Source organism: Qipengyuania gelatinilytica (genome assembly GCF_019711315.1).
GTDB classification, from domain to species: Bacteria; Pseudomonadota; Alphaproteobacteria; order Sphingomonadales; family Sphingomonadaceae; genus Qipengyuania; species Qipengyuania gelatinilytica.
This window is the reverse complement of record NZ_CP081294.1, coordinates 1,373,824-1,396,334: the sequence shown is the minus strand read 5'-3', so window position 1 is coordinate 1,396,334 and position 22,511 is coordinate 1,373,824. Positions and strand designations below refer to the sequence as shown.

Here is a 22,511-nt window from a genome sequence, read left to right as displayed (position 1 = left end):
TGTGCCTTAGTGCGCCTGCGCCTCAGCGCAACTGGCTATCCTTGCTGCCCCGGCGGTTGATGCCCGACTGGCGTACCGCAGCGTCGCGGCCCGACTGGCAGGCGACGCAGGTCCGTACACCGGGCAGGGCCTCGCGCCGCTTTTCGGGAATTTCCTCGCCGCATTCGTCGCAATATTCGGCGCTCTCGCCGCGAGGCATGCGCGCCCGCGCCGCGCTTACCGCGTCGTTCACCGTATCGTCGATCTGGTCCTGTACGGCCCCATCGCGTGCCCAGCCACCGGCCATTGCAACCTCCTTTCCCCTCCAGAACGACCCGGCAGGGGCAGGCGTTCCGCCCGCAGGCGCTGGATCATTGCGGTTGCGCGGCGAGGGTGCGGTGCATAACCTGCCCCAATGAGATCCATCCGCAACCCGCTCGTCCGCCTTTTTGCAGCTCCGGCCATGGCGCTTTTCCTCCTCGCCAATACGATCGGCGACCGCGCCGAAGCGCTCATGGAAGAGGGCAAGGAGGCAGAGGCTTTCGAACTGGTCCGGCAGGGCGCGGCTGACGGCGATGCGGAGGCGATCAACTATCTTGCATGGTTCTATGACAATGGGCGCTACGTCGAAACCGACAGGGCGCGTGCCGCCGAATTGTACAGGCAGGCCGCCGCCGAGGGCGTCGCATATGCACAGTGGCGGCTTGGCGTGATGATCGACACGGGCGAAACCAACGGCACTCCCGAAGAAGCCTTTGCACTGTTCGAGAAATCGGCCGCGCAGGATTTCACCAACGCCATGACCAGCCTGGCGGTGATGCATGCCACCGGACGCGGCACGAAGCGCGACCCGATCGCTGCGCGCTATTACTATTCGATGGCCGCGGCTGCCGGGAATCCCCACGGGATACGTGGCCTCGGCATTCTCTACCTGCATGGCGAGGGGGTGGATCGCGATCCGATCGAGGCGGCCGCCTATTTCCTCATCTCCGCCAGCCTGGGCAACGAGCAAGGCAAGGAGTCCTTCGACGTGGTTACGCGGGATTACGACGAGGCCACCCTGGAGCAGGTGGCCGAACGTGCGAATGAGCTCGTCGAAGAGCTCGGCTACAAGTTCGAACAGGAACCTGTAGCCGAATAGGGCGATTCGTCAGTCGCCCTTGCGCGGGCGCCATTTCCAGCCGCCCGGGGTGGTTGCCTTCGCGACCAGCATGAATGCGATGGTGGCGACGAGGAATATGGCTGCCCCGGCAACGGTATAGACCTCGTCCCCGCTCTCCCACATCAGGCCGGCAACTACGGCCGTCGCAACATAACCCAGCAGCACGGCCCAGCCCTGCCAAGCGGTGGGCAGGCCAGAGCCGTATCCGAACTTCTTCGGCGCGAACCAGCCTTTCTCGTCACTCATCGGATGTATCCTTTGGTGGTCGTCCCCTGCGCGGGGCCGGCGATTGCTTTACTTCGATGCCGCGCCCCTTGAGCGCCTCGCGCAGCAGCATCTCGATCTGCGCATTGGCACTGCGCAATTCGTCTGCAGCGAGGCGCTCGACCGCGGCATGGACTGCCGGGTCGAGACGCAAGGCAAAGGCTTTCTTTTGCGGCATCGTGTGGCTCTGGGGAATTTCCCGGTCTGCCCCCGGGGGTTAGTAGATCGATCCGGCGTTGATCACAGGATGCGCATCCTTCTCGCCGCACAATACGACCATCAGGTTCGACACCATCGCCGCGCGGCGTTCGTCGTCCATGTCGACGATGCCGTCCTGCGAAAGCTTGGTCAGCGCATCCTCGACCATGCCGACCGCGCCCAGCACGATCTTGGCGCGCGCCGCAATGATGGCATCGGCCTGCTGGCGCTTGAGCATGGCGCTGGCGATCTCGCTGGCATAGGCGAGGTGGGTAAGGCCCGCCTCGTCGACCACGACGCCGGCGACCTTGAGGCGGTCGTTCAGCTCCTCGAGCAATTCGGCATTCACGACGTCCGCACCGCTGCGCAGCGTGACTTCCTCGCCCTCGAAATCGTCATAGGGGTGGCGCGACCCCACCGTGCGGAGACCCGCCTCGATCTGGATGTTCACGAATTCCTTGTAATCGTCGACGTCGAAGCTGGCCTGTGCGGTGTCGCGCACGCGCCAAACGACGTTGCAGGCGATCTCGATCGGGTTGCCGCGCAGATCGTTGATCTTCACGCGGTCCGAATGGATGTTGTGTGCACGGGCGGAGATCTTGTTCTTGCCCATCCACGGCCACACCCAGCGCAGCCCCTCGGTCCGCTCGCTGCCGCGATATTCGCCGAACAGCGTAATGACGGCGGCCTGGTTGGGCTGGATCATGAAGAAGCCCGAGGCGAGGATCAGGACGCCGACCAACGAGACCACGAGCGTGCCCACGAATACAATCTTGGTTGCCTTGGTCGCGCCATAGCCGGGCGCCATGCCGGGCAGGATGAAAGCAAGCGCTGCCACCACCACCACCAGAACCAGCAGCATGATGTAGCCATTGTAGCTGGTCGCCGCACTCTCGCGGCTGGTTTTCATTCCCGTTAGTTCGGCAGACATGACGAATCACTCCTTCGATATAATTATGATATCATATTTATATCAAATGATGTGAGAGTCAATCTGGTCGGGATCAGTGGCGTGCGATCTCCTGCAGAAACCGCTCGCCATAGGCTTCGAGTTTCTTGCCCCCGACACCGCCGACCTGGCCCATCTCGGCCATTGTCGAGGGCCGCGCCGCCATCATCTCGCGCAAAGTGCTGTCGTGGAAGATGACGTAGGGCGGGACCTGGGCTTCGGCGGCGAGTTCGCGGCGCAGTTCGCGCAGGGCTTCGAACAGCGGATCGCCGACCGGGTTGGCCTCGTCACCGCCGCGCCTTCCGCGTCGTTGCCGCTTGGGCGGGACGACGATCGCCACCTCGCGTTCGCCCTTGAGGATTTCGCGTGCGCTTCCACCCAGCGCGAGGCCCCCGTGTTCGGTGGGCACCAAATCGCCGCGCGCCTGCAATGCGCGTCCGAGCGGCTGGAGCAGGCGGGCTTCTTCGCCCTCGACGATGCCATAGACGCTCAACCGGTCGTGCCCCTTCTGGCGCACCCGCTCGTCTTCGGCACCGGTCAGCACTTTCTGGAGGTGCCCCATGCCGAAGCTCTGGCCGGTGCGGTAGACGGCGGAGAGCAGCTTGCGCGCCAGTTCGGTCGCGTCGGTGACATCGGGCGCGTCGAGGCAATTGTCGCAATTGCCGCAGGTCTGTGGCGGATCCTCGCCGAAATGGCGAAGCAGCACGGCGCGGCGGCACTCGGGCGTTTCGACCAGCGCTGCGAGCGCATCGAGGCGCGCGCGCTCGGCATTGCGGCGCTCTTCGTCCACCTCGGCGAGCCGCATGCGCGCGGTGGCGAAATCGCCTGCACCCCAGAACATCGTCGCTGCCGAAGGGTCGCCATCGCGGCCTGCGCGGCCCGTCTCCTGGTAATAGGCCTCGATTGACTTGGGCACGCCGACATGGGCGACGAAGCGCACGTCGGGCTTGTCGATCCCCATGCCGAAAGCCACCGTGGCGACGATCACCATGTCTTCGCTGGCCACGAAGGCGGCCTGGTTGGCGGCGCGCGTCTGCGGGTCGAGGCCTGCGTGATAGGGCAGGACTTGCCGACCGGTGGCAGCGGCCAGCTTGTCGGCAAGGTCTTCCACCTTGCGGCGGGTCTGTGCGTAAACGATGCCGGGACCGGGCCGCTCGGCCATCAGCGTGGTCAGCTGGCGCACCGGATTGTCGCGGTGGCGGATCGTATAACGGATATTGGGCCGGTCGAAGCCAGCCAGCACCAGCCCGTCTTCCGGAATGCCAAGCTGGTTGAGCATGTCGGGCCGCGTCTGCCGGTCCGCCGTGGCGGTCAGCGCAAGGCGCGGGACCTCGGGGAACGCATCCATGAGAGGACGCAGCATCCGGTAGTCGGGGCGGAAATCGTGGCCCCACTCGGAAACGCAATGCGCCTCGTCGATGGCGAACAGCGCAAGGCGCGCGGATGAAAGGAAGTCGCGAAATGCTGGCTGGCTCGCGCGCTCGGGTGCAACATAGAGCAGGTCGAGCTCCCCTGCGCGGAAAGCGTCCTGCGTCTCGCGCCAGTCGGCATCGGCGCTGGTCAGCGTGGCGGCGCGGATGCCGTTCGCCCGCGCACTGCGGAGCTGGTCGTGCATCAGGGCAATGAGTGGGCTGATCACCACGCAGGTCCCCTCCAGCATGACCGCAGGAAGCTGGTAGGTCAGCGATTTGCCGGCACCTGTCGGCATGACCGCGAGGCTCGACTGGCCCGCCAGCGTTCGCTCGACCACTTCGGCCTGCCGGCCCCGGAAATCGTCGAAGCCGAAGGTCGCGCGCAGGGCATTGCGCGCGGCGGGAAGGTCGAGGATCGGGGCTGAGGCCATGCCCCCCGTGTTGCCGCAAGCCCCGCCATGCGCAACCGGCTCTCGTGCTTTTTCCCTTGGCGAGATGGCAAAGGAGCGATTAACCACGCCCCGACCAATTCCAAGGAGAATGCCATGAAGTTCCGTATTGCCGCCGCCGCCACCGCCAGCCTCGCTCTTGCAGCATGCGGCAGCGCCGACGACGCATCGACCGAAGCAGAAGCCAACACGGTCGAAGTCGCAGCCGACGAAGCCATGGAGCCGGTCACCGAAGAACCGGTGGTAGACGAAGAAGCAGCGATTGAGGAAGACACGGCCGCAATCGAAGCCGAAGCCGCAACGGTCGAAGCCGCTGGCGATGAAGCCGCTGCGACCGCAGCCGCTGCAATGGACGCGATGTCCGAAGACGGCCAGTAATCTGCGAAACAGGATGGGGCGCGAAGTGGCAGGACATGCCGCTTTGCGCCCCTTTCCGTAGCGCGCTTTGCGATGGCGCCAATGCGCGATAGCGTGCGCGCGATGATACGAATCGCAGCCCTGTTCGCCATCCCACTCGGCCTGCTTTCCGCTTGCGGATCGCCGGGTGATACGCAGGCCACGACGCCGATGACCGAGGGCGAGGCCGAGGCGCTGGAAGACGCCGCCTCCATGCTCGACGAGCAGCGCCTGGACGAAAGCGGGCAGGACACCGACGGTACCGAATTCGAAGGAGAGAGCGAATGAGCGTAACCCAGCCAAATCCCGGCATGGACCAGGATACCTTCGACCAGTTCCTCGACCAGCTCGAACGCTATGTCCGCGAGCGCCTGATCCCGGCCGAAAAGGACGTGATCGAGAACGACGCCCTGCCCGAGGATATCGTTGCCGAAATGAAGGAAATGGGCCTGTTCGGCCTGACGGTTCCCGAAGAGCACGGCGGGGCCGGTCTCAACGTCACTCAATATGCCAAGGTCGTGCAGACCATGGCCTATGCCGCACCTGCCTATCGTTCAATCTTCTCGATCAATGTCGGCATGTTCAATTCCGCGATCAAGAACGGCGGTACGGCCGAACAGCAGGCCGAATGGTGGCCGCGCATTGCAGCGGGCGAGATCGCCTGTTTCGGCCTCACCGAGCCCGGCAGCGGATCTGACAGTGCGGCGATGCAGACAATGGCCTGGCCCGATCCGGACGGGAACGGATGGATCCTCAACGGCACCAAGCGATACATCACCAACGCCCCGCACGCCGACGTCGGGCTGATCATGGCGCGCACCGAGAAAGAGGCGCTGCCCAAGAACGCGCATGTCAGCGCCTTCATCGTCCCGATGGATACGCCCGGCGTTTCGACCAGCAGCCCCGACAAGAAGATGGGCCAGGCGGGCAGCCATATCTCCGACGTCATGCTCGACGATGTGCATGTGCCGGGCGACGCGCTGCTGGGCGGCGAGACCGGCAAGGGCTTCCGCTTTGCGATGATGAGCCTCGACAACGGGCGCATCTCGGTCGGCGCGGCCAGCACGGGCTATGCTCGCCGCGCGCTCGACAGCGCGATCAAATATGCGAACGAGCGGCAGGCCTTCGGCGAACCGATCGCCAACTTCCAGCTGATCCAGCAGATGCTGGCCGAAAGCTGGACCGAGATCTACGCTGCCGAAGCGATGATGGCGGACGTCACCGCACGCGTCGACCGGGGCGAGGATACGGTCAAGGAAGCCGCCGCCTTCAAGGTCTTCGCCTCCGAGATGTGCGGCCGCGTGGTCGACCGCGTGGTGCAGGTCTATGGCGGTGCGGGGTACCTGGCCGAATACGATGCCGAGCGGTTCTTCCGCGATGCGCGCATCTACCGCATCTACGAGGGCACGACCCAGATCCTTCAGCTGCAGATCGCCAAGCGTATGCTGCGCGAATATGCGGCGAGCGTCTGAGGCGTGTACGGCCTCCTCAACGACCTGAGCATAATCGAGGCGTCGAGCTTCGTCGCTTCTCCGACCGCTGGGCTCTATTGCGCGCAGATGGGCGCGGAGGTGATCCGTGTCGATCACAAGGAGGGCGGGCTCGATTACGACCGCTACATGCTCACGAAAGAGGGCCGCTCGCTCAGCTGGGAGAACCTCAACCGTGCGAAGAAGTCGGTCGCGCTGGACTTGCGCAGTGAAGAGGGTCGCGAACTGCTGGTTGAACTGTCGGCGAAGACCGGCAATCTCATCACCAATTTGCCCGAAAAGAGCTTCTTGTCGCATAGGGCAGTCGCGGCGAACTGCCCCGATCTCGTCAGCGTGCGCATCATGGGCTGGCACGACGGGCGGCAGGCGATGGACTTCACCGTCAATGCGGCCAGCGGCTATCCGCTGATGTGCGGGCCCGAAGACTGGGACGAGGCTACCGCGCCGCCGGTCAACCAGGTGCTGCCGGCGTGGGATTTCATCACCGGCGCCTATTGCGCCTTCGCGCTGGTCGCAGCGATCCGCCACCGCGATCATACCGGCGAGGGCAGCGAGCTGCGCGTGCCCTTGAGCGATGTCGCCATTGGCACGGTCGCCAACAGCGGGGCGATGGCCGAAATGCTCTACCGCGGTGCCGACCGCGAGCGGCTCGGCAATGCGATCTGGGGAGCGTTCGGACGCGATTTCCGCAGTCTCGACAACATTCGCTTCATGGTAGCCGCACTGACGGCGAAGCAGTGGACGGGCCTGGTGAAAGCCTTCGGTGTGGAAGGCGAGATTGCCGCTCTCGAGCAGGAATGCGGCGTGCGCTTTGCCGACGGCGACGACCCGCGCTTCAAGCATCGCCACGCTCTGTTCGACCTTTTCCAGTCGCGCGCCGGAACGATGGACTGGCCCGAACTCGAGCGCCGCATGGCCGCCGAGGGCTGCACTTTCGAACGCTATCGTACCATGCACGAGGCTGCGAACGATCCCGTGCTGGTGGGCGACAACCCGCTCTTCACGCGGACTTCTGCAAACCCCTCGGGTTTCGAATATCCCGCCACCCGCAGCTTCGCCAATATTCCCGGGCGCGATGCCGGCGGTCCGGCGCCCGCGCCCTATCTTGGGCAGCATACCGAGGAAGTGCTCGCGTCACGCCTCGGCCTGTCTTCGGGCGCGATCGGCAAGCTCGTCGACCGCGATATCGCCCGCCTCTCCGATAAGGACTGATCCATGACCGAACTCCGCCGCGTCGCCATTTGCAAACCCCTGCGCACACCTGTCGGCAAATTTCTCGGCAGCCTTGCTCCCATGGAAGCTGGTGAACTTGGCGCGGTCATCATCAAGGCTCTTGTCGAGCGCTCGGGCGTCGATCCGATGCGCGTCGACGACGTGGTGTTCAGCCAGGGCTATGGCAGCGGCGAAGCGCCGGCCATCGGGCGCTGGAGCTGGCTCGCCGCCGGCTACCCCATCGAGGTGCCCGGCATGCAGCTTGACCGGCGGTGCGGCTCGGGCCTGCAGGCGGTCGCAACCGCTGCGATGATGGTGCAGACCGGCATGGCCGACTGCGTGCTTGCGGGCGGTGTCGAGAGCATGTCCAATGTCGAGCATTACACGACCAAGGCGCGCCACGGTTCGCGGCTGGGCGACATGGTACTGTGGGATCGCCTCACGCGCGGGCGCCTGATGAGCCAGCCGATCGAGCGCTTCGGCGTCATCACCGGCATGATCGAGACGGCGGAAAACCTCGCCAAGGATTACAATATCAGCCGAGAAGCATCGGACGAATTCGCCGTTCGCAGCCACCGCAATGCGGCCAAGGCGTGGGACGAAGGCAAGTTCGACGAACAGCTCGTGCCGGTCGAAATTCCCCAGCGTCGCGGAGATCCCGTGGTCTTCGCCAAAGACGAAGGCTATCGCGCCGATGCCGACATGGAAAGCCTCTCCAAGCTGCGCCCTATCGACGGCAAGCGCGATCCGGAAGCCATCGTCACCGCGGGCAATGCCAGCCAGCAGAACGATGCGGCGGCCGCATGCCTCGTGGTGGCCGAAGACAAGGTCGAGGAACTCGGCCTCGAACCGATCCTGTGGTTCCATTCGTGGAGCGCTGCGGGCTGCGATCCCAGCCGCATGGGTATCGGCCCCGTCCCGGCGGTGGAGCGCCTGTTTGTCAAGAACGGGCTGGGCTGGGACGATATCGGACTGATCGAGCTCAATGAGGCCTTCGCTCCGCAGGCGCTCGCCGTGCTCAAGGGCTGGGGTTTCGCAGAAGGCGACAGCCGCCGCGAGATCGTCAACGTCAACGGTTCGGGCATCTCGCTCGGCCATCCCATCGGTGCGACGGGCATCCGCATCCTTGCCGACATGGCACATGAGATGCAGCGGCGCGAAGTGCGCTATGGCCTCGAGACCATGTGCATCGGCGGCGGGCAGGGCATGGCCGCCGTGTTCGAGCGTGCGGCCTAGTCCTCGACCGGATTGCTCGCAATCGGCCGGAGAACGCCATAGGTTTCGACCTGCGGTTCGCGCCCAAGCTCCGGAAAATCGATTTCGGCCGGCTCGCAAGCGGTGTCGGGCAGCCGGTCCAGCAGGTCGCGCACCAGCGTTAGCCGGCCCTGTTTCTGGTCGTTGAAATCGACAAGCGTCCACGGCGCCCATTCGGTATGCGTGCGCCTCAGCATCTCTTCGCGTGCTTCGGTATAGGCATCGTACTTGTCGCGCGCGGCAAGGTCGATCGGTGACAGTTTCCAGCGCTTTAGCGGGTCTTCAAGTCGCTCGCGCAGCCGCTCTTCCTGTTTTTCCTGGTCCGCCCCTAGCCAGTATTTGAACAAGAGGATGCCATCGTCGACGAGCATCTTCTCGAAAGCCGGCACCTGGTCGAGGAACTGCTCGACCTGTGCATCGCTGGCAAAGCCCATCACCTTTTCCACGCCTGCGCGGTTGTACCAGCTACGGTCGAACAGGACGATCTCGCCCGTCGTCGGCAGGTGGTCGACATAGCGCTGGAAGTACCACTGGCCCTGCTCGTCCTCGGTCGGCCTGCCCAGCGCGACAACGTGGCACTGGCGCGGATTGAGTTTCTCGGAAACTGCGCGGATCGCGCCGCCCTTTCCGGCCGTGTCGCGGCCCTCGAACAGCACGACGATGCGCTGGCCGGTCACCCTGGCCCAGCGGGCCATCGCCACCAGTTCCTCGCGCATCGGCTCCAGCTTGGCTTCGTAATCCTTGCGTTTCATGGCTGCGCGCATCTCCTGATTTGAATGGCGGTGACAAAGCGACTATCTACAGCAGTGATATGGCTACGCTAGCAGAACCAGAACAGGACTTTACCCGGCTTCCCGAAATGCCGGACGATGTCTTCACCGCGCCCCTGAAGAAGCCCGAGCATGTCGGCGACGACTGGCTCGAGCCCAAGCAGACCATCTACGACAGCGAAGACGATGCGATCTGGGACGACCTGTTCAAGCGGCAGATGGAAATGCTGCCCGGCCGCGCGGCGACCGCATTCATGGAAGGGACCGAGAAACTCGATCTCGGCCGCGGCGGCGTGCCCGAATTCGGCAAGCTGTCGGAGGAACTGGACAAGCTGACCGGCTGGAGCGTGGTGCCCGTGCCCATGCTGATCCCCGATCACGTGTTCTTCTGGCACCTGGCCAACCGCCGTTTCCCGGCGGGCAATTTCATCCGCACGCGCGAGACCTTCGACTATATCCAGGAACCCGACGTGTTCCACGATGTCTTCGGCCACGTGCCGATGCTGACCGATCCGGTCTATGCCGATTACATGCAGGAATACGGCAAGGCCGGCTGGAAGGCGATGCGCTACAACCGGCTGAAGGCGCTGGGTTCGCTCTACTGGTATACGGTGGAGTTCGGCCTCATCGAGGAAAAGCCGGGCGACGTACGCGCCTATGGCGCGGGTATCCTCTCCGGCCCGACAGAGGTGGTCTATTCGGTCGAGGCGGAAAGCCCCAACCGCATCATGCTCAACGTCGATCGCGTGATGCGCACCGATTACGTCATCAGCGACCTGCAGCCGACCTATTTCGTGATTTCGAGCTTCGAGGACCTCTATCGCCAGACGGTGGAGCGCGATTTCGACAAGCTCTACAAGAGCCTGGGTCCGGGCTTCACCTATGCCAATACGGCAGTGATCGATGTCGATTACGTGGTGAACCGCGGCAGCCTTGAATACACGCTGCGCGGCGGGCGCGGATCGGGCGCCAAGCCGGTCTGATCTGGCAATCGGCTAGAACAAGGAAAAAGGGCCCCGGATCGCTCCGGAGCCCTTTCTTGTTCCCGTAGGAACAGCCTGGACTACATGGTCTCGTCGACCTGGTCTTCCATCTGCTCTTCCATGGCATCGGTCTGGTCGTCCATGGCGTCAGCCTGTTCATCGGTGATCTCGCCCGATGCTTCCATTTCGTTGACCATCGCGTCACGGTCGTCTTCCATCTGTTCGATGTTGTCTTCCGCTTCGTTTTCGGCAGCGCTGTCGCATGCTGCGAGGCCGAGGCTCATGGCTGCTGCCGATGCGACGAGTGCGATCTTGTTGAATTTCATTACTACTTCCCCTTTTTGGACTGATTGCAGACGCTGACGCAGTGATGCGGACGCCCTATAATCATGGCAAAAATGTGTCGCGGAGCGTTTGGTTCCCGAGAAGCCATAAAAAGGGCCCCGGATCGCTCCGGAGCCCTTTCGTGTTCACATAGGAACAGCCTGGATTACATGGTCTGGTCAACCTGGTCTTCCATCTGCTCTTCCATGGCATCGGTCTGGTCGTCCATGGCATCGGCCTGGTCTTCGGTGATTTCACCGGCTTCTTCCATCTGGTCGACTTGAGCGTCACGCACGTCTTCCATGGCTTCGATTTCGTCTTCAGCCTGGTTTTCAGCAGGGCTGTCGCAAGCTGCGAGGCCGAGGCTCATGGCTGCTGCCGATGCGACGAGAGCGGTCTTGGTGAATTTCATTGTTTCTTCCCCTTGATAACAGGTTCCAGCCAGAAACTGGCGGACCCCGATGTGGATGGATACTGCGTTGCGCGATTAAGACAAGGCTTTCTCACGCACGACATTGTACAAGCCAATCAGCACGATAGCTCCGACAGCGGCCCATAGGAGCGTGCTCGCCCGGATCGCGCCGAGAAAGACGCCGCCCGAGGTTGCCAGCCCTACGCCCAGCGAACCGATGATGCCGGCGACCACATTCCGCAGAATGCCGCGCCCGTCATCGATCTGGAGGGCGATCGTTGCCAGCCAGCCCAACAGGGCGCCGGTTACGATCAGGATTATCAGACCCATCTATGCTTCCTTGCAACTGGTACTTACCCAATCAAACCACGCTGCGGCAGATGGTTCCGGGAATGTGACAGAAACAAGGCGAACCGTTGACGCTCCCCGGTCAGAGCAGGGCGAGCAGCGCGATCCCCAGCAACACCCGGTAGACCACGAAGACCAGCATCGAGGCCTTCTTCAAAAAGTTCATCAGGAAGATCATCGTCGCGAGCGCGGTGAAGAAGGTGAGGATACCGGTAACGATGGCATCCTGCTGCATCTGGGCGGTCGCCCCGGCGAGGTCGAATGCGGCCAGCACGCCGGCACCGGCAACCGCCGGAATGGCCAGCAGGAAGGAGAAACGCGCCGATTCCACGCGCGAGTAACCCAGTGCGCGCGCCGCGGTCATGGTGGCACCCGAACGGCTGGTGCCCGGGATCAGGGCCATTGCCTGCGCGATACCCACCAGGATCGCGTCCTTGAGGCTCATGTCCTCATAAGCCTTGGTCTGCTTGCCGAACCTGTCGGCAAGGCCCAGCAGGATGCCGAAGATGATCAAATTGGTTGCGACGAGGTCGGTCGACCGGAAACCTTCCAGATAGCCGCCGAGCTTGATGAACAGCCCTGCCGCAACGGCGGGTATGGTCCCGATGACGACGAACCAGAACAGCTTGCGCTGCTCGTCGTCCTTGCCGAGGCCGACGCTGGCGAAACCGCCGCGCGCAAGGCCGATCACGTCCTTGCGGAAATAGAGGATGATCGCGAGCAGCGAACCCACATGCACCGCCACGTCGATCAGCGGACCCTGGTCGGGGAAATCCGTGAGCTTCGGGATCAGGATGAGGTGACCCGAGGACGAAATCGGCAGGAATTCGGTAATTCCCTGGACGATCGCGATGATGAGTTCTTGCAGGAAAGTCATGGGGCGGGGAATTGGCAGAAGCCGCGCTGCTGTCAAACAAAAACCCCGCCGCCCACGGGAGGCCGACGGGGTTTCCACTCCTCTCTCGGGAGAAAGGCTTACCAGATCGTGATGCGTTCTTCCGGCGGCAGGTAGAGATCGTCCTCCGGCGTTACACCGAAGGCGTCGTACCAGGCGTCCATATTGCGCACGATGCCGTTCACCCGGAACTCTTCAGGGCTATGCGGATCGGTGGTCAGGCGCTGGCGGGCTGCCGCTTCGCGCTGCTGCGAACGCCAGACCTGGGCCCATGCGAGGAAGAAGCGCTGGTCGCCGGTCAGCCCGTCGATCACCTTGTCTTCCTTGCCGTTCAGCGACAGCTTGTAGGCGCGATAGGCTAGGCTCAATCCGCCAAGGTCGCCGATGTTCTCGCCCAGCGTGAGGCGGCCGTTGACGCAAGTCTCGCCCTCGTCGAGCGGGCAATAGCCGTCATACTGCTCCACCAGCGCATCGCCCAGCTTGTCGAAGGCCTTGCGGTCGGCGTCGGTCCACCAGTCGCGCAGGGCACCGGTGCCGTCGGACTTGGAGCCCTGATCGTCGAAACCGTGGCCCATTTCATGGCCGATCACGCCGCCGATGCCGCCGTAGTTCACTGCCGCGTCGGCAGTGATCCCGAAGAAGGGTTGCTGCAGGATCGCAGCGGGGAAGACGATCTCGTTCTTGGTCGGGTTGTAGTAGGCGTTGACCGTCTGCGGCAGCATGTACCACTCGGTACGGTCGATCGGGCCGCCCAGCTTGCCGAGCATTTCCTGCCATTCCCACTCGGCAGATGCCATGCGGTTCGCGACCGGAGCGCCCGGGGTGATGGTCAAGCCTTCATAGCTTTCCAGATTGTCGCGATAGCCGATCTTCGGGTCGAAGGCATCGAGCTTGGCAATGGCCTGCTCCTTGGTTTCCTCGCCCATCCAGTCGAGGCCGTCGATCGACTGTGCCATGGCCTTGCGCAGGTTCGCCACGAGTTCGTCCATCGCCGCCTTGTTTTCGGGCGGGAAATATTCGGCGACATAGGACTTGCCGAGCAATTCGCCGAGCAGGCCCTCGGTTTCACCGATAGCGCGTTTCCAGCGCGGACGCTGTTCGGGGGTTCCGTTGAGCGTCGTGCCGTAGAATGCAAACTGTGCGTTGTCGAAACGCGCGGGCAGGACCGATGCGTTGGACGACAGGAAGCCCTTCACGGTCCAGGCCTGCAGGACATCCATCGGTGTATCGAGGATCAGCTGCATGGCTGCGGGCATGCCGCCACCGATCTTGGCCAGCGTGTCGGCATCGAGACCCAGTTCCTCTGCCCGTTCGGTAGTGGGCGGGAGGTCGGTTACGATAAAGCGGTCGATATCCTCGAACCCGCTAGCCGTCAGCATGGCAGTGAGGGGGAAGCCACCTGCCTGCGCCTCGAGCTCCTGGGGCGTGAGTGCGTTATAGGTCAGGTCGTCGTTGCGCCGCGTGGCGCGATCCCAGGCGACCTTGCGGGCGATCGAATCCTCGAAGTCATAGATTTGCTGCGCCATGCCGGCAGCGTCTGCATAGCCCGCCTCGCCGAGGAGGAAGGCGAGGTAATCGCGATACTTGGCCTGGATGTCGCGACCCTTCTCGCTTTCGTCGAGGTAATAGTCGCGGTCGGGCAGGCCGAGACCGCCCGAACCGGCGTGGACCGAATAGCGCGTGGGCTCTTTCGCGTCGACTTCGACATAGGCGTAGAGCGGCGAGGAATAGCCGGGCGTGCCCCAGATTTCCGCCAGCGAGGCGAGCGTTTCCGCGCCCTGGATCGCATCGAGATAAGGCTGTGCGGGCGCAAGGCCGGCGGCTTCGATGGCGCCGGTGTCGAGATAGGCATTGTAGGCTTCCACAATGCGCGTTTCATCGGCGCTCAGCGTGGCAGGGTCCTTCGCCGTCAGCTGGTCGACCAATGCCTTCACGTCCGAAGTCGATTTCTCGCGCAGGAGGTTGAAGGCGCCGAAGCGGCTGAATTCCGCGGGTAGCGGATTGGCATCGAGCCACTTCTGGTTGGCATAGGCGAAAAAGTCGTCGCCCGGATCGATGTCGGTCGAAAGCGTATCGGGATCGAAACCCCAGTCGCCAAAGCTCATGGTGGGCACCGGCACTTCTTCGGCAGGTGCGGCACTGGTATCTTCCGCCGCGGCGGGTGTTGCAAGCGCAAGGGCGAGCGCGGACGCGCTGGCGGCAAGGGTAAGTAATTTCATTGTGGGCAGTCTCCCGGAATTGACTGGCCGCAGGCGATTTGTCGCACACGGCCTTGCCCAGTCTGGCTAGCAGAAACGCGCGCCGGGAGTTGCTTTTCGTCGGGTGGATGACCCGATTGGTCGAGGATTTACGCGGTTTCGATGCCGAATTGCAGCTCGGCAAGGCGCGCATAGAGCCCGCCATTGCCGGCAAGCTGTGCGTGCGTGCCCTGTTCGACGATGCGTCCGTCTTCCATCACCACGATGCGATCGGCCGCGCGCACGGTGGCGAGGCGGTGGGCGATGACCAGGGTGGTGCGGTCTTCCATCAGGTGCTCGAGCGCGTCCTGTACCAGCCGTTCGCTTTCGGCATCGAGCGCGCTGGTGGCTTCGTCGAGCAGCAGGATCGGGGCATCGCGCAAGACCGCGCGGGCGATGGCAATGCGCTGGCGCTGGCCGCCCGAAAGCTGCGTCCCGTTCTCGCCCAGATGGGTATCGAGGCCCTGCGGCAGGTTTTCGAGGAATCCGGCCACATTGGCGGCGCGCGCCGCTGCCCAGACCTGTTCCTCGCTTGCATCCCAGTTGCCATAGCGCAGATTGTCGCGCGCGCTGGCGGAGAAGAGCACGCCCTCTTGCGGGACGAAAGCGATGCGCGAGCGGATTTCGGCCGGATCGGCCTTGGTCAGCGCAATGCCGTCGAGCCGGACGGTGCCGCTCTGCGGATCGTAAAACCGCTCGACCAGCTGGAAGATGGTCGACTTGCCCGCGCCGGACGGGCCGACGATGGCGACCGTTTCGCCCGGTTCCACCTCGAGGCTGAAATCCTCCAGCGCCGGGGTTTCGGGCCGCGTGGGATAGCGGAAGTTTACATTGCGGAACGACAAGCTGCCACGCGGCGGGGTGGGCAGCGCCATCGGCTTGTCCGGCGCAGCGATCTCGGGCTTTTCCTCAAGCAGTTCGGACAGGCGGCTGGCGGCACCTGCCGCGCGCAGCAGGTCGCCATAAACTTCTGTCAGCGCGCCGAAGGCACCTGCCACCAGCGCGGCGGCGAAGACGAAGGACACGATCGTGCCGTAGCTGATCGTCCCGTCATTGGCCGCTTCTGCGCCCTTCCAGACGAGCATGGTAATCCCGCCGAAGACGAACAGAATGATACAGGCGGTGAGCGCGGCGCGGATGACGATCCGGCGCTTGGCGACAGTGAAAGTACGCTCCACCGTATCGCCGAAGCGCGCCTGCTCGCGGCGTTCCTGGTTGAAGCCCTGCACGATCTTCATCGCGGAAAGCACTTCGGTGACGTTGGCGCCGATATCGGCAACACGGTCCTGGCTGGTGCGGCTGACCTTGCGCAGGCGGCGCCCGAAAACGGTCAGCGGGACCACGATCAGCGGGATGATCAGCAACATGCCGACGGTCAGCCCGGGCACGAGGTAGAAGAGATAGGCCGTACCGCCCAGCGCCACGAGAATATTCCGCAGTGCGACCGAGACGGTGGTCCCGACCATGTTTTCGATCAGCGCGGTATCGCTGGTCATGCGGCTGGAGATTTCCTTGGGGCTGTTGACCTCGTAGAAACCGGGCGCGAGGCGCAGTAGGTTCGCCTGCACGCGCTTGCGCACATCGGCGACCACGCGTTCGCCCAGCCAGCTCACGAAATAGAAGCGCATGGCAGTACCCAGCGCGAGAACCGTCACAATGCCGAGCAAAACGCGGAACCAGAAAGTCAGCTGGGTACCGTCGCCGCCCATGCCCTGGTCGACCACGAAGCGCAGTCCCGCGGGAATGGCGAGCGTCGCGCTGGCCGTGATGACCAGTGCGGTAAAGGCCAGCGCTACATGGCCGGGATAATTGCGCAATTCATCGAAGACCATGCGCAGCGGCTTGAGCGAACGCGGCTCGCCCTTGCGGCGGCGCGCGAACAGCCTGCGCTTCTTGTCTGTCTGGGCGCCCGTCTCGTCCATGAGCGCTCACCTAGTCACGGTGAGGCGCAAAATCCACAGGTGAGGCGAGTTACCGGCACTTTTACCCAGTTTGTGCATTGCACAATGAGGTTTCACGCGGCACACTCGCGCTCTTTTCAAGGTCACCCGCAAGCCACAACACAAAAGCGCGGGTCGCAGGGGATTACGATGCTTTACCACATGCACGAGCTGCAGAAGAGCTGGATGTCGAGCGCCAGCACTTGGGCTTCCATCGGGGCAGAGATGCTCTCCAACCCGGCTTTGCCGTTTGGTTACATGGGCATGGGGCCGATGGCCTCCAGCGCGCTCGAGGTCTTCGCGCACGCCACCGCCACCTATGGCAAGCCTGCCTGGGGCATCGAGACCGTGACGGTCGGCAAGCAGGCCTATCCGGTGGTGGAGTCCACGGTCCTCAACAAGCCCTTCGGCGATCTGAAGCGCTTCCACCGCGAAGACCTGCCCGAAGACGCGCCGCGCCTCCTGATCGTCGCGCCGATGAGCGGCCACTACGCCACGCTGCTGCGCGGCACGGTCGAGCGGATGCTTGAAAACTACACCGTCTATGTCACCGACTGGGCCGATGCGCGCACCGTGCCGCTGCACGAAGGCCAGTTCGACCTCGACGACTACATGGATTACGTGATCGAGTTCCTCGAGCATATCGGCCCGGGCGCGCACGCCATGGCGGTGTGCCAGCCCTCGGTCCCCGTCTTCGCCGCGACTGCGATCATGAACCGTGACGGGCACGAGTGCGCTCCGAAGACGCTCACCATGATGGGCGGCCCGATCGACACGCGCTGCTCGCCCACCAGCGTCAACGACCTTGCGATGGAGCGCCCCATCGAGTGGTTCCGTCACAATGTCATCGCCACCGTGCCGATGCAGTATCGCGGCTCAGGACGCCGGGTCTATCCGGGCTTCATGCAGCTCGCCGGCTTCATGAGCATGAACCTCGGCAATCACATGATGAGCCATTACGAGATGTTCAAACACCTCACCGTTGGCGACGAGGCTAGCGCGCAGGCGACCAAGGATTTCTACGACGAATACCGCAGCGTCTGCGACATGACCGCCGAATTCTACCTGCAGACGGTGCAGGAGGTGTTCCAGGACCATTCGATCCCCAATGGCACCTTCAAGCACCGCGGCAAGCGCATCGACCTGGGCGACATCACCGGGACCGCGCTCCTCGCAATCGAGGGCGAGCGCGACGATATCTCGGGCCTCGGCCAGACCCGCGCCGCGCTGGAGCTGACGCCCAATCTCGATGCGTCGAAGAAGCGGTATTACATGGCCGAGGGCGCGGGCCATTACGGCATCTTCAACGGCAGCAAGTGGCGCGAAAAGATTGCACCGGTGGTGGAGGAATTCGTCGCCACGCATGGATGAAGCGGCGATGAGCGCCGATCAGGCCATCCCGCAGGCCGTGCGGGACGAAATCGAAACGCGGCTAGCGGATATCGAGACGAAGGAGGGCATCCACTATCTACTCGCGATCGAATCCGGATCGCGGGCTTGGGGCTTTCCTTCTCCTGACAGCGATTTCGATGTCCGCTTCGTATATGTGCGTCAACGCGATGACTATCTGTCACTCAAGCAACCGCGCGACGTGATCGAACAGCCTATCGTCGACGATATCGACCTCAACGGGTGGGATATCCGCAAGGCTCTCGGCCTCATGCTCAAGCAAAATGCGGTGCTCTCGGAATGGATCGAAAGTTCAATTCGTTACCGACCCCAGGATCCCATGGTGGCGGACCTCGCCGCGCTGGGTGACCGGCATTTCGACCCGCAGGGGTATGCCCGCCACTATGCCAGCTTGGGGCGGAGCACCGTGAAGCGTTGGCTGGAGTCCGAGCAAGGCGTCACGGTCAAGAAGTACTTCTACGCGCTGCGCCCCGCATTGTCGGTGAGAGCGCTTCGCATGTGCCCGCAGGCGCGCCCCCCGATGCGGTTGCAGGACCTGATGGCAGTCACAGGCCTGCCCCGCAGTTTGTCGGAGGAAATCGAGGAGATGGTCGCAATCAAGGCTGAAACGCGAGAGGCAGGAAGCGCCAAACCCCGACCGGCGATCGACGCTTTCATCGCTGACGAACTCGACCGGGTTGAGGAGGTGGCTTCACGCCCGGCAAGCGAAGAGTTCGCAGACGAGGCGAACGCGTTCTTCCTGAAGCTGGTGGGCGCCGGCACCTGAGCCGAATTGTCGGGATTTTTCGAATCGTGCTAGGATGCCCCTAAGCGAGTGCCAGTGTCGCGGCTGCACGAGGGGATGACCCATGCTGACTATTACCAAGCCTGCTGCCGACCGGATCGATATCGTTCTGGACGGCAAGGTCGATGCGGACATCATGCGCAAGGCGCTCGATGATCTGATCGAGAAGTCCGAAGGCATGACCGGGGGCAAGATGTTCTACCGGATCACCAATTTCGAACTGCCTTCTCTGGGCGCGATCGGCGTCGAGTTCAGCCGTCTGCCCAAGCTCTTCAGGATGCTCGGCGCGTTCGACAAATGCGCGGTGCTGACGGATTCGGACTGGCTGAAGAAAGCCGCGGAACTCGAAGGCGCGCTGATCCCGGGCATGGATATCAAGAGCTTCGACTATGACGCTGTGGACGTCGCGGAGGCGTGGCTGGATCTCTAGGCAAACCGTTCCGCGTGCCACTTCACATGCTCGGCCATGAAGGTCGAGATGAAGTAATAGGAGTGGTCGTAGCCCTCCTGCATGCGGATTTCGGCGGGGATGCCGGCCTTGGCGCAGGCGACGGATAGCAGGCCGGTCTTGAGCTGTTCCTCGAGGAAATTGTCCGCCGTGCCCTGGTCGACCAGCAGGTTGTCGATGCGTGCACCGTTCTCGATCAGCGCGACCGCGTCATATTCGGCCCAGGCCTCGCGGTCGTCTCCGAGATAGCGGGAGAGGGCCTTCTCGCCCCAAGGCACCCTGGTTGGTGCGACGATGGGTGCGAAGGCGCTGACAGATTTGAAGCGGTCCGCGTTGCGCAAGCCGATGGTGAGGGCACCGTGGCCGCCCATCGAATGTCCGGTGATGCCCTGGCGCGCCATGTCGGCGGGGAAGTTCGCTGCGATCAGCGCGGGCAATTCGTCCTCGATATAGCTGCGCATGCGGTAGTGTTTCGACCAAGGCTCGCGGACCGCGTCGACATAGAAGCCCGCGCCCTTGCCGAAGTCGTACTCGTCGGCCGCATCGGGTACGTCGTCACCGCGCGGACTTGTGTCGGGGGCAACGAAGATCACGCCGTATTCGGCACAGGCGCGTCGGTATTCGCCCTTTTCGGTAACATTGGCATGCGTGCAGGTGAGGCCCGACAGGTACCACAGCACCGGCAGCTTCGCGCCCTCGGCATGCGGCGGGACATAGACCGAGAAGGTCATCTCGGTCCCCGTCGTCTCCGAGTGGTGCGAGAGGACGAACTGGTCGCCACCGAAAGCCTTGTTCTGGGATAGGTAGTCGAGCGTCATGCGGGGTCCTGTGCTGGAATGTCTGCGATCATCGGCGCATGTCCCCAATGTTCCAGCAACTGCAAGGTGTCCGCGCCGGACAGGCCGATGGTCGCGGTATTGCGAAGCGGGTGGACGTTGATGCGGTCTGCCTCGGCAAGGCTGCGGTCGAGGACCACGGTGATGCTGCCGGCTCCGGCGTTGATTGCGCCAAGCGGAGTCACCGATCCGGGCGTGAGTCCGAGCAGGCGTTCCATGTCATCGGGCTTGCCGAAGCTCACGCGCTTGCAGCCGATGGCCTGCGGCAGTGACTTCAGGTCCACGCGCATTTCGGCGGGCACGGTGACCAGCCAGAATGCGCCGCCTGCGTCTTTCAGGAACAGGTTCTTCGTATGCTCGCCGGGGATGCTCGCCTTGATGTCGCGGCTTTCCTCGACGGTGAAAACGGCCTGGTGTTCGTGGTGCTCGAAGGGGATTGCGAGCGCCTCCAAATCGGCCCGCAATCCCGCTTCGCCTCTGTGCGCCAAGCCGATCAGCCCGGACGGTACATCGCGCAGACCTTGTTGCCTGCCGGGTCGCGCAGGTAGGCGAGGTAGAGCTTCATGCCCGCGCCTTCACGCAGACCCGGCGGATCTTCGATCTCGGTACCGCCGTTTTCGCTGCCCGCCTTGTGCCAGGCATCGGCCATTGCTTCGCTGTCGGCTGCGAAACCGATGGTCGAACCATTGCCGCAGCTCGCCGGCTGGCCGTCGATGGGCTTGGTGATCAGGAAGATCCCGCCATTGTGCATGTAGATGACGCGGCCCTTGGGATCGACCTGCCCTTCGCGCCCGCCCAGTGCCTTGAAACAGGCGTCGTAGAACTTCTTCGAGGCCTCGATATCGTCGGCCCCCAGCATCACGTGACTGAACATATCTCTCTCCTTTATGCTTCGACCGCTTTGGTCGCAGTAGCTTCGTTTCCGGTATTCGGCGCATTTTCGGGATCGAGCAGCAGGACCTGCACCTCGCCCTTGTGTGCATTCGGCTTGTGTTCCTCGCCCGCTGCGATCAGCAGCAGGTCGCCGGGATTGAGGGTCTCCGTACGGTCGCGAAACTCGATATCGAGTTCCCCGTCCACGCACAGGAACAGTTCGTCATGGGTGTGGCTGTGCCAATCAAATTCGCCTTCGAGCTTGGCGATGCGAACCTCGTGACCCTCGTAGCGCGCGACGATGCGCGGTGCCCAATGCTCGCTGAAACCGGCGAATTTTTCGGCGAGGGTCACCTTGGCTGGCATCAGTCGAAGACGACCACGCTGCGGATGCTTTCGCCCGCATGCATCAGGTCGAAGCCCTTGTTGATTTCTTCCAGCTTCAGCATATGCGTGATCATCGGGTCGATCTGGATTTTGCCGTCCATGTACCAATCGACGATCTTGGGCACGTCGGTTCGGCCCTTGGCCCCGCCGAACGCGGTGCCGCGCCAGTTGCGGCCCGTCACCAGCTGGAAGGGGCGCGTTTCGATGGTCTTGCCCGCTTCGGCCACGCCGATGATGATCGAAGTGCCCCAGCCCTTGTGGCAGCACTCCAGGGCCTGCCGCATGACATCGGTATTGCCGGTGCAGTCGAAGCTGTAATCCGCCCCGCCGTCGAGCATTTCGACGATGGTGGCGACGACGTCCTTCACGTCCTTGGGATTGATGAAGTCGGTCATGCCGAAATGTTCGGCATAGCTCTTCTTGTCGGGGTTGATGTCGACGCCCACGATCCGGTCGGCGCCCGCCATCTTCGCGCCCTGGATGACGTTGAGGCCGATCCCGCCGAGGCCGAAGATCACCACATTGTCGCCCGGCTTGACCTGCGCGGTGTTCACTACCGCACCGACACCCGTCGTCACGCCGCAGCCGATGTAGCAGCTGGTGTGGAACGGCGCGTCCTCGCGGATCTTGGCGACCGCGATTTCGGGCAGGACGGTGAAGTTCGAGAAGGTCGAACAACCCATGTAGTGGTAGATCGGCTTGCCCTGATAGCTGAAGCGCGTCGTGCCGTCGGGCATCAGGCCCTTGCCCTGCGTCTCGCGGATCGCGCTGCACAAATTGGTCTTGCCGGAAAGGCACATTTTGCATTGGCGGCATTCGGGGGTGTAGAGCGGGATCACATGGTCGCCCGGCTTGACCGAGGTCACGCCCTTGCCGACCTCGCGCACGATGCCTGCGCCTTCGTGGCCCAACACGCTGGGGAACAGACCCTCGCTGTCGAGCCCGTCGAGCGTGTAGGCATCGGTGTGGCAGATGCCCGTCGCCTTGATCTCGACCAGCACTTCGCCCTCTTTCGGGCCCTCCAGATCGAGTTCGACGATCTCCAGCGGTTTCTTGGCTTCGAAGGCGACGGCAGCTCTGGTCTTCATTTGAAACGAAT

27 protein-coding genes are annotated in these 22,511 nt (G+C 63.3%); 10 read left to right on the top strand and 17 right to left on the bottom strand.

Annotated elements, in window-relative coordinates; translation table 11 throughout:
• Positions 1 to 22: 22 nt before the first annotated feature.
• Entirely contained in the window at positions 23 to 286 is a 264-nt protein-coding gene (locus K3136_RS06995) for a DksA/TraR family C4-type zinc finger protein (protein ID WP_221432136.1), read from the bottom strand.
• A 108-nt stretch (positions 287 to 394) separates the two neighbouring features.
• Between K3136_RS06995 and K3136_RS06990 the strand changes: the two genes are divergently transcribed.
• Complete coding sequence (locus K3136_RS06990; protein WP_221432135.1) at positions 395 to 1,120, top strand: tetratricopeptide repeat protein; 726 nt, start codon at positions 395 to 397, stop codon at positions 1,118 to 1,120.
• A gap of 9 nt (positions 1,121 to 1,129) precedes the next feature.
• On the opposite strand, the gene K3136_RS06985 is transcribed toward K3136_RS06990, so the two are convergent.
• From K3136_RS06985 to recQ, 4 genes are all read right to left on the bottom strand, one after another.
• Entirely contained in the window at positions 1,130 to 1,387 is a 258-nt protein-coding gene (locus tag K3136_RS06985; RefSeq protein ID WP_221432134.1) for a hypothetical protein, read from the bottom strand.
• Complete coding sequence (locus tag K3136_RS06980) at positions 1,380 to 1,583, bottom strand: type II toxin-antitoxin system antitoxin (protein WP_221432133.1); 204 nt, start codon at positions 1,581 to 1,583, stop codon at positions 1,380 to 1,382. The genes K3136_RS06985 and K3136_RS06980 overlap by 8 nt, the downstream gene beginning before the upstream one ends.
• 39 nt (positions 1,584 to 1,622) lie before the next feature.
• Positions 1,623 to 2,534, bottom strand: coding sequence for an SPFH domain-containing protein (locus K3136_RS06975; protein WP_247711470.1), 912 nt, complete (start codon positions 2,532 to 2,534; stop codon positions 1,623 to 1,625).
• Positions 2,535 to 2,607: 73 nt separating this feature from the next.
• Complete coding sequence (recQ, locus tag K3136_RS06970) at positions 2,608 to 4,395, bottom strand: DNA helicase RecQ (protein WP_221432132.1); 1,788 nt, start codon at positions 4,393 to 4,395, stop codon at positions 2,608 to 2,610.
• Positions 4,396 to 4,509: 114 nt separating this feature from the next.
• On the opposite strand from recQ, the gene K3136_RS06965 reads away from it, so the two are divergent.
• From K3136_RS06965 to K3136_RS06945, 5 genes are all read left to right on the top strand, one after another.
• Positions 4,510 to 4,791: a hypothetical protein gene (locus K3136_RS06965; RefSeq protein WP_221432131.1), complete on the top strand. Its 282-nt coding sequence runs from the start codon at positions 4,510 to 4,512 to the stop codon at positions 4,789 to 4,791.
• Positions 4,792 to 4,893: 102 nt separating this feature from the next.
• Complete coding sequence (locus K3136_RS06960; protein ID WP_221432130.1) at positions 4,894 to 5,097, top strand: hypothetical protein; 204 nt, start codon at positions 4,894 to 4,896, stop codon at positions 5,095 to 5,097.
• On the top strand, positions 5,094 to 6,281 hold the full coding sequence (locus tag K3136_RS06955) for an acyl-CoA dehydrogenase family protein (RefSeq protein ID WP_247711469.1): 1,188 nt from the start codon (positions 5,094 to 5,096) through the stop codon (positions 6,279 to 6,281). Before K3136_RS06960 ends, K3136_RS06955 begins: the two co-directional genes overlap by 4 nt.
• A 3-nt stretch (positions 6,282 to 6,284) precedes the next feature.
• Positions 6,285 to 7,511 (top strand): CoA transferase, encoded by a 1,227-nt coding sequence (locus tag K3136_RS06950; RefSeq protein ID WP_221432129.1) that lies wholly within the window; start codon positions 6,285 to 6,287, stop codon positions 7,509 to 7,511.
• A gap of 3 nt (positions 7,512 to 7,514) precedes the next feature.
• The gene (locus K3136_RS06945; RefSeq protein ID WP_221432128.1) at positions 7,515 to 8,747 is read left to right on the top strand and encodes an acetyl-CoA C-acetyltransferase; all 1,233 of its coding nucleotides are present in this window, start codon (positions 7,515 to 7,517) and stop codon (positions 8,745 to 8,747) included.
• Here K3136_RS06945 and ppk2 read toward each other — a convergent pair.
• A complete protein-coding gene (ppk2, locus tag K3136_RS06940; RefSeq protein WP_247711468.1) occupies positions 8,744 to 9,517 on the bottom strand; it encodes a polyphosphate kinase 2 in 774 nt (257 codons plus the stop codon). The genes K3136_RS06945 and ppk2 overlap by 4 nt on opposite strands.
• Positions 9,518 to 9,576: 59 nt before the next feature.
• Between ppk2 and phhA the strand changes: the two genes are divergently transcribed.
• Entirely contained in the window at positions 9,577 to 10,518 is a 942-nt protein-coding gene (phhA, locus tag K3136_RS06935) for a phenylalanine 4-monooxygenase (RefSeq protein ID WP_247711467.1), read from the top strand.
• A gap of 80 nt (positions 10,519 to 10,598) precedes the next feature.
• Here the strand turns inward: phhA and K3136_RS06930 are convergent, their stop codons facing one another.
• The 6 genes from K3136_RS06930 to K3136_RS06905 form a co-directional block, all read right to left on the bottom strand.
• Positions 10,599 to 10,844, bottom strand: a complete 246-nt coding sequence (locus K3136_RS06930; protein WP_221432126.1) for a hypothetical protein — start codon at positions 10,842 to 10,844, stop codon at positions 10,599 to 10,601.
• Between the two features lie 164 nt (positions 10,845 to 11,008).
• The gene (locus tag K3136_RS06925) at positions 11,009 to 11,254 is read right to left on the bottom strand and encodes a hypothetical protein (protein WP_221432125.1); all 246 of its coding nucleotides are present in this window, start codon (positions 11,252 to 11,254) and stop codon (positions 11,009 to 11,011) included.
• Between the two features lie 75 nt (positions 11,255 to 11,329).
• The gene (locus tag K3136_RS06920; RefSeq protein ID WP_221432124.1) at positions 11,330 to 11,584 is read right to left on the bottom strand and encodes a GlsB/YeaQ/YmgE family stress response membrane protein; all 255 of its coding nucleotides are present in this window, start codon (positions 11,582 to 11,584) and stop codon (positions 11,330 to 11,332) included.
• Positions 11,585 to 11,684: 100 nt separating this feature from the next.
• Positions 11,685 to 12,479: an undecaprenyl-diphosphate phosphatase gene (locus K3136_RS06915; RefSeq protein ID WP_221432123.1), complete on the bottom strand. Its 795-nt coding sequence runs from the start codon at positions 12,477 to 12,479 to the stop codon at positions 11,685 to 11,687.
• A 98-nt stretch (positions 12,480 to 12,577) separates the two neighbouring features.
• The gene (locus tag K3136_RS06910; RefSeq protein WP_221432122.1) at positions 12,578 to 14,716 is read right to left on the bottom strand and encodes a M13 family metallopeptidase; all 2,139 of its coding nucleotides are present in this window, start codon (positions 14,714 to 14,716) and stop codon (positions 12,578 to 12,580) included.
• 128 nt (positions 14,717 to 14,844) lie between these two features.
• Positions 14,845 to 16,656 carry an ABC transporter transmembrane domain-containing protein gene (locus tag K3136_RS06905; RefSeq protein ID WP_221432121.1) on the bottom strand — a complete coding sequence of 604 codons (1,812 nt, stop codon included), beginning with the start codon at positions 16,654 to 16,656 and terminating at the stop codon, positions 14,845 to 14,847.
• Between the two features lie 168 nt (positions 16,657 to 16,824).
• Between K3136_RS06905 and K3136_RS06900 the strand changes: the two genes are divergently transcribed.
• The 3 genes from K3136_RS06900 (at position 16,825) to K3136_RS06890 (ending at position 19,298) form a co-directional block, all read left to right on the top strand.
• Positions 16,825 to 18,045, top strand: coding sequence for a polyhydroxyalkanoate depolymerase (locus K3136_RS06900; RefSeq protein WP_221432120.1), 1,221 nt, complete (start codon positions 16,825 to 16,827; stop codon positions 18,043 to 18,045).
• On the top strand, positions 18,038 to 18,850 hold the full coding sequence (locus K3136_RS06895) for a nucleotidyltransferase domain-containing protein (protein WP_221432119.1): 813 nt from the start codon (positions 18,038 to 18,040) through the stop codon (positions 18,848 to 18,850). The genes K3136_RS06900 and K3136_RS06895 overlap by 8 nt, the downstream gene beginning before the upstream one ends.
• An 82-nt stretch (positions 18,851 to 18,932) precedes the next feature.
• Positions 18,933 to 19,298, top strand: coding sequence for a SpoIIAA family protein (locus K3136_RS06890; protein WP_221432118.1), 366 nt, complete (start codon positions 18,933 to 18,935; stop codon positions 19,296 to 19,298).
• Here K3136_RS06890 and fghA read toward each other — a convergent pair.
• From fghA to K3136_RS06865, 5 genes are read right to left on the bottom strand one after another with little or no spacing between them, the layout of a single operon-like run.
• Positions 19,295 to 20,134 carry an S-formylglutathione hydrolase gene (gene fghA / locus K3136_RS06885; RefSeq protein WP_221432117.1) on the bottom strand — a complete coding sequence of 280 codons (840 nt, stop codon included), beginning with the start codon at positions 20,132 to 20,134 and terminating at the stop codon, positions 19,295 to 19,297. The two genes, K3136_RS06890 and fghA, sit on opposite strands and share 4 nt — an antisense overlap.
• Positions 20,131 to 20,604, bottom strand: a complete 474-nt coding sequence (locus K3136_RS06880; RefSeq protein ID WP_247711466.1) for a prolyl-tRNA synthetase associated domain-containing protein — start codon at positions 20,602 to 20,604, stop codon at positions 20,131 to 20,133. Before K3136_RS06880 ends, fghA begins: the two co-directional genes overlap by 4 nt.
• 41 nt (positions 20,605 to 20,645) lie before the next feature.
• On the bottom strand, positions 20,646 to 21,026 hold the full coding sequence (locus tag K3136_RS06875; protein WP_221432115.1) for a VOC family protein: 381 nt from the start codon (positions 21,024 to 21,026) through the stop codon (positions 20,646 to 20,648).
• Between the two features lie 11 nt (positions 21,027 to 21,037).
• Positions 21,038 to 21,391: a cupin domain-containing protein gene (locus tag K3136_RS06870; RefSeq protein WP_221432114.1), complete on the bottom strand. Its 354-nt coding sequence runs from the start codon at positions 21,389 to 21,391 to the stop codon at positions 21,038 to 21,040.
• A complete protein-coding gene (locus K3136_RS06865) occupies positions 21,391 to 22,500 on the bottom strand; it encodes an S-(hydroxymethyl)glutathione dehydrogenase/class III alcohol dehydrogenase (RefSeq protein WP_221432113.1) in 1,110 nt (369 codons plus the stop codon). The genes K3136_RS06870 and K3136_RS06865 overlap by 1 nt, the downstream gene beginning before the upstream one ends.
• Positions 22,501 to 22,511: the final 11 nt, after the last annotated feature.

Excerpts from the sequence above, each read along its gene's own strand:
- K3136_RS06995 (WP_221432136.1), bottom strand. The coding sequence starts at position 286 with ATGGCCGGTGGCTGGGCACGCGATGGGGCCGTACAGGACCAGATCGAC.
- K3136_RS06990 (WP_221432135.1), top strand. The coding sequence starts at position 395 with ATGAGATCCATCCGCAACCCGCTCGTCCGCCTTTTTGCAGCTCCGGCC.
- K3136_RS06985 (WP_221432134.1), bottom strand. The coding sequence starts at position 1,387 with ATGAGTGACGAGAAAGGCTGGTTCGCGCCGAAGAAGTTCGGATACGGC.
- K3136_RS06980 (WP_221432133.1), bottom strand. The coding sequence starts at position 1,583 with ATGCCGCAAAAGAAAGCCTTTGCCTTGCGTCTCGACCCGGCAGTCCAT.
- K3136_RS06975 (WP_247711470.1), bottom strand. The coding sequence starts at position 2,534 with ATGTCTGCCGAACTAACGGGAATGAAAACCAGCCGCGAGAGTGCGGCG.
- recQ (WP_221432132.1), bottom strand. The coding sequence starts at position 4,395 with ATGGCCTCAGCCCCGATCCTCGACCTTCCCGCCGCGCGCAATGCCCTG.
- K3136_RS06965 (WP_221432131.1), top strand. The coding sequence starts at position 4,510 with ATGAAGTTCCGTATTGCCGCCGCCGCCACCGCCAGCCTCGCTCTTGCA.
- K3136_RS06960 (WP_221432130.1), top strand. The coding sequence starts at position 4,894 with ATGATACGAATCGCAGCCCTGTTCGCCATCCCACTCGGCCTGCTTTCC.
- K3136_RS06955 (WP_247711469.1), top strand. The coding sequence starts at position 5,094 with ATGAGCGTAACCCAGCCAAATCCCGGCATGGACCAGGATACCTTCGAC.
- K3136_RS06945 (WP_221432128.1), top strand. The coding sequence starts at position 7,515 with ATGACCGAACTCCGCCGCGTCGCCATTTGCAAACCCCTGCGCACACCT.
- ppk2 (WP_247711468.1), bottom strand. The coding sequence starts at position 9,517 with ATGAAACGCAAGGATTACGAAGCCAAGCTGGAGCCGATGCGCGAGGAA.
- phhA (WP_247711467.1), top strand. The coding sequence starts at position 9,577 with ATGGCTACGCTAGCAGAACCAGAACAGGACTTTACCCGGCTTCCCGAA.
- K3136_RS06930 (WP_221432126.1), bottom strand. The coding sequence starts at position 10,844 with ATGAAATTCAACAAGATCGCACTCGTCGCATCGGCAGCAGCCATGAGC.
- K3136_RS06925 (WP_221432125.1), bottom strand. The coding sequence starts at position 11,254 with ATGAAATTCACCAAGACCGCTCTCGTCGCATCGGCAGCAGCCATGAGC.
- K3136_RS06920 (WP_221432124.1), bottom strand. The coding sequence starts at position 11,584 with ATGGGTCTGATAATCCTGATCGTAACCGGCGCCCTGTTGGGCTGGCTG.
- K3136_RS06915 (WP_221432123.1), bottom strand. The coding sequence starts at position 12,479 with ATGACTTTCCTGCAAGAACTCATCATCGCGATCGTCCAGGGAATTACC.
- K3136_RS06910 (WP_221432122.1), bottom strand. The coding sequence starts at position 14,716 with ATGAAATTACTTACCCTTGCCGCCAGCGCGTCCGCGCTCGCCCTTGCG.
- K3136_RS06905 (WP_221432121.1), bottom strand. The coding sequence starts at position 16,656 with ATGGACGAGACGGGCGCCCAGACAGACAAGAAGCGCAGGCTGTTCGCG.
- K3136_RS06900 (WP_221432120.1), top strand. The coding sequence starts at position 16,825 with ATGCTTTACCACATGCACGAGCTGCAGAAGAGCTGGATGTCGAGCGCC.
- K3136_RS06895 (WP_221432119.1), top strand. The coding sequence starts at position 18,038 with ATGGATGAAGCGGCGATGAGCGCCGATCAGGCCATCCCGCAGGCCGTG.
- K3136_RS06890 (WP_221432118.1), top strand. The coding sequence starts at position 18,933 with ATGCTGACTATTACCAAGCCTGCTGCCGACCGGATCGATATCGTTCTG.
- fghA (WP_221432117.1), bottom strand. The coding sequence starts at position 20,134 with ATGACGCTCGACTACCTATCCCAGAACAAGGCTTTCGGTGGCGACCAG.
- K3136_RS06875 (WP_221432115.1), bottom strand. The coding sequence starts at position 21,026 with ATGTTCAGTCACGTGATGCTGGGGGCCGACGATATCGAGGCCTCGAAG.
- K3136_RS06870 (WP_221432114.1), bottom strand. The coding sequence starts at position 21,391 with ATGCCAGCCAAGGTGACCCTCGCCGAAAAATTCGCCGGTTTCAGCGAG.
- K3136_RS06865 (WP_221432113.1), bottom strand. The coding sequence starts at position 22,500 with ATGAAGACCAGAGCTGCCGTCGCCTTCGAAGCCAAGAAACCGCTGGAG.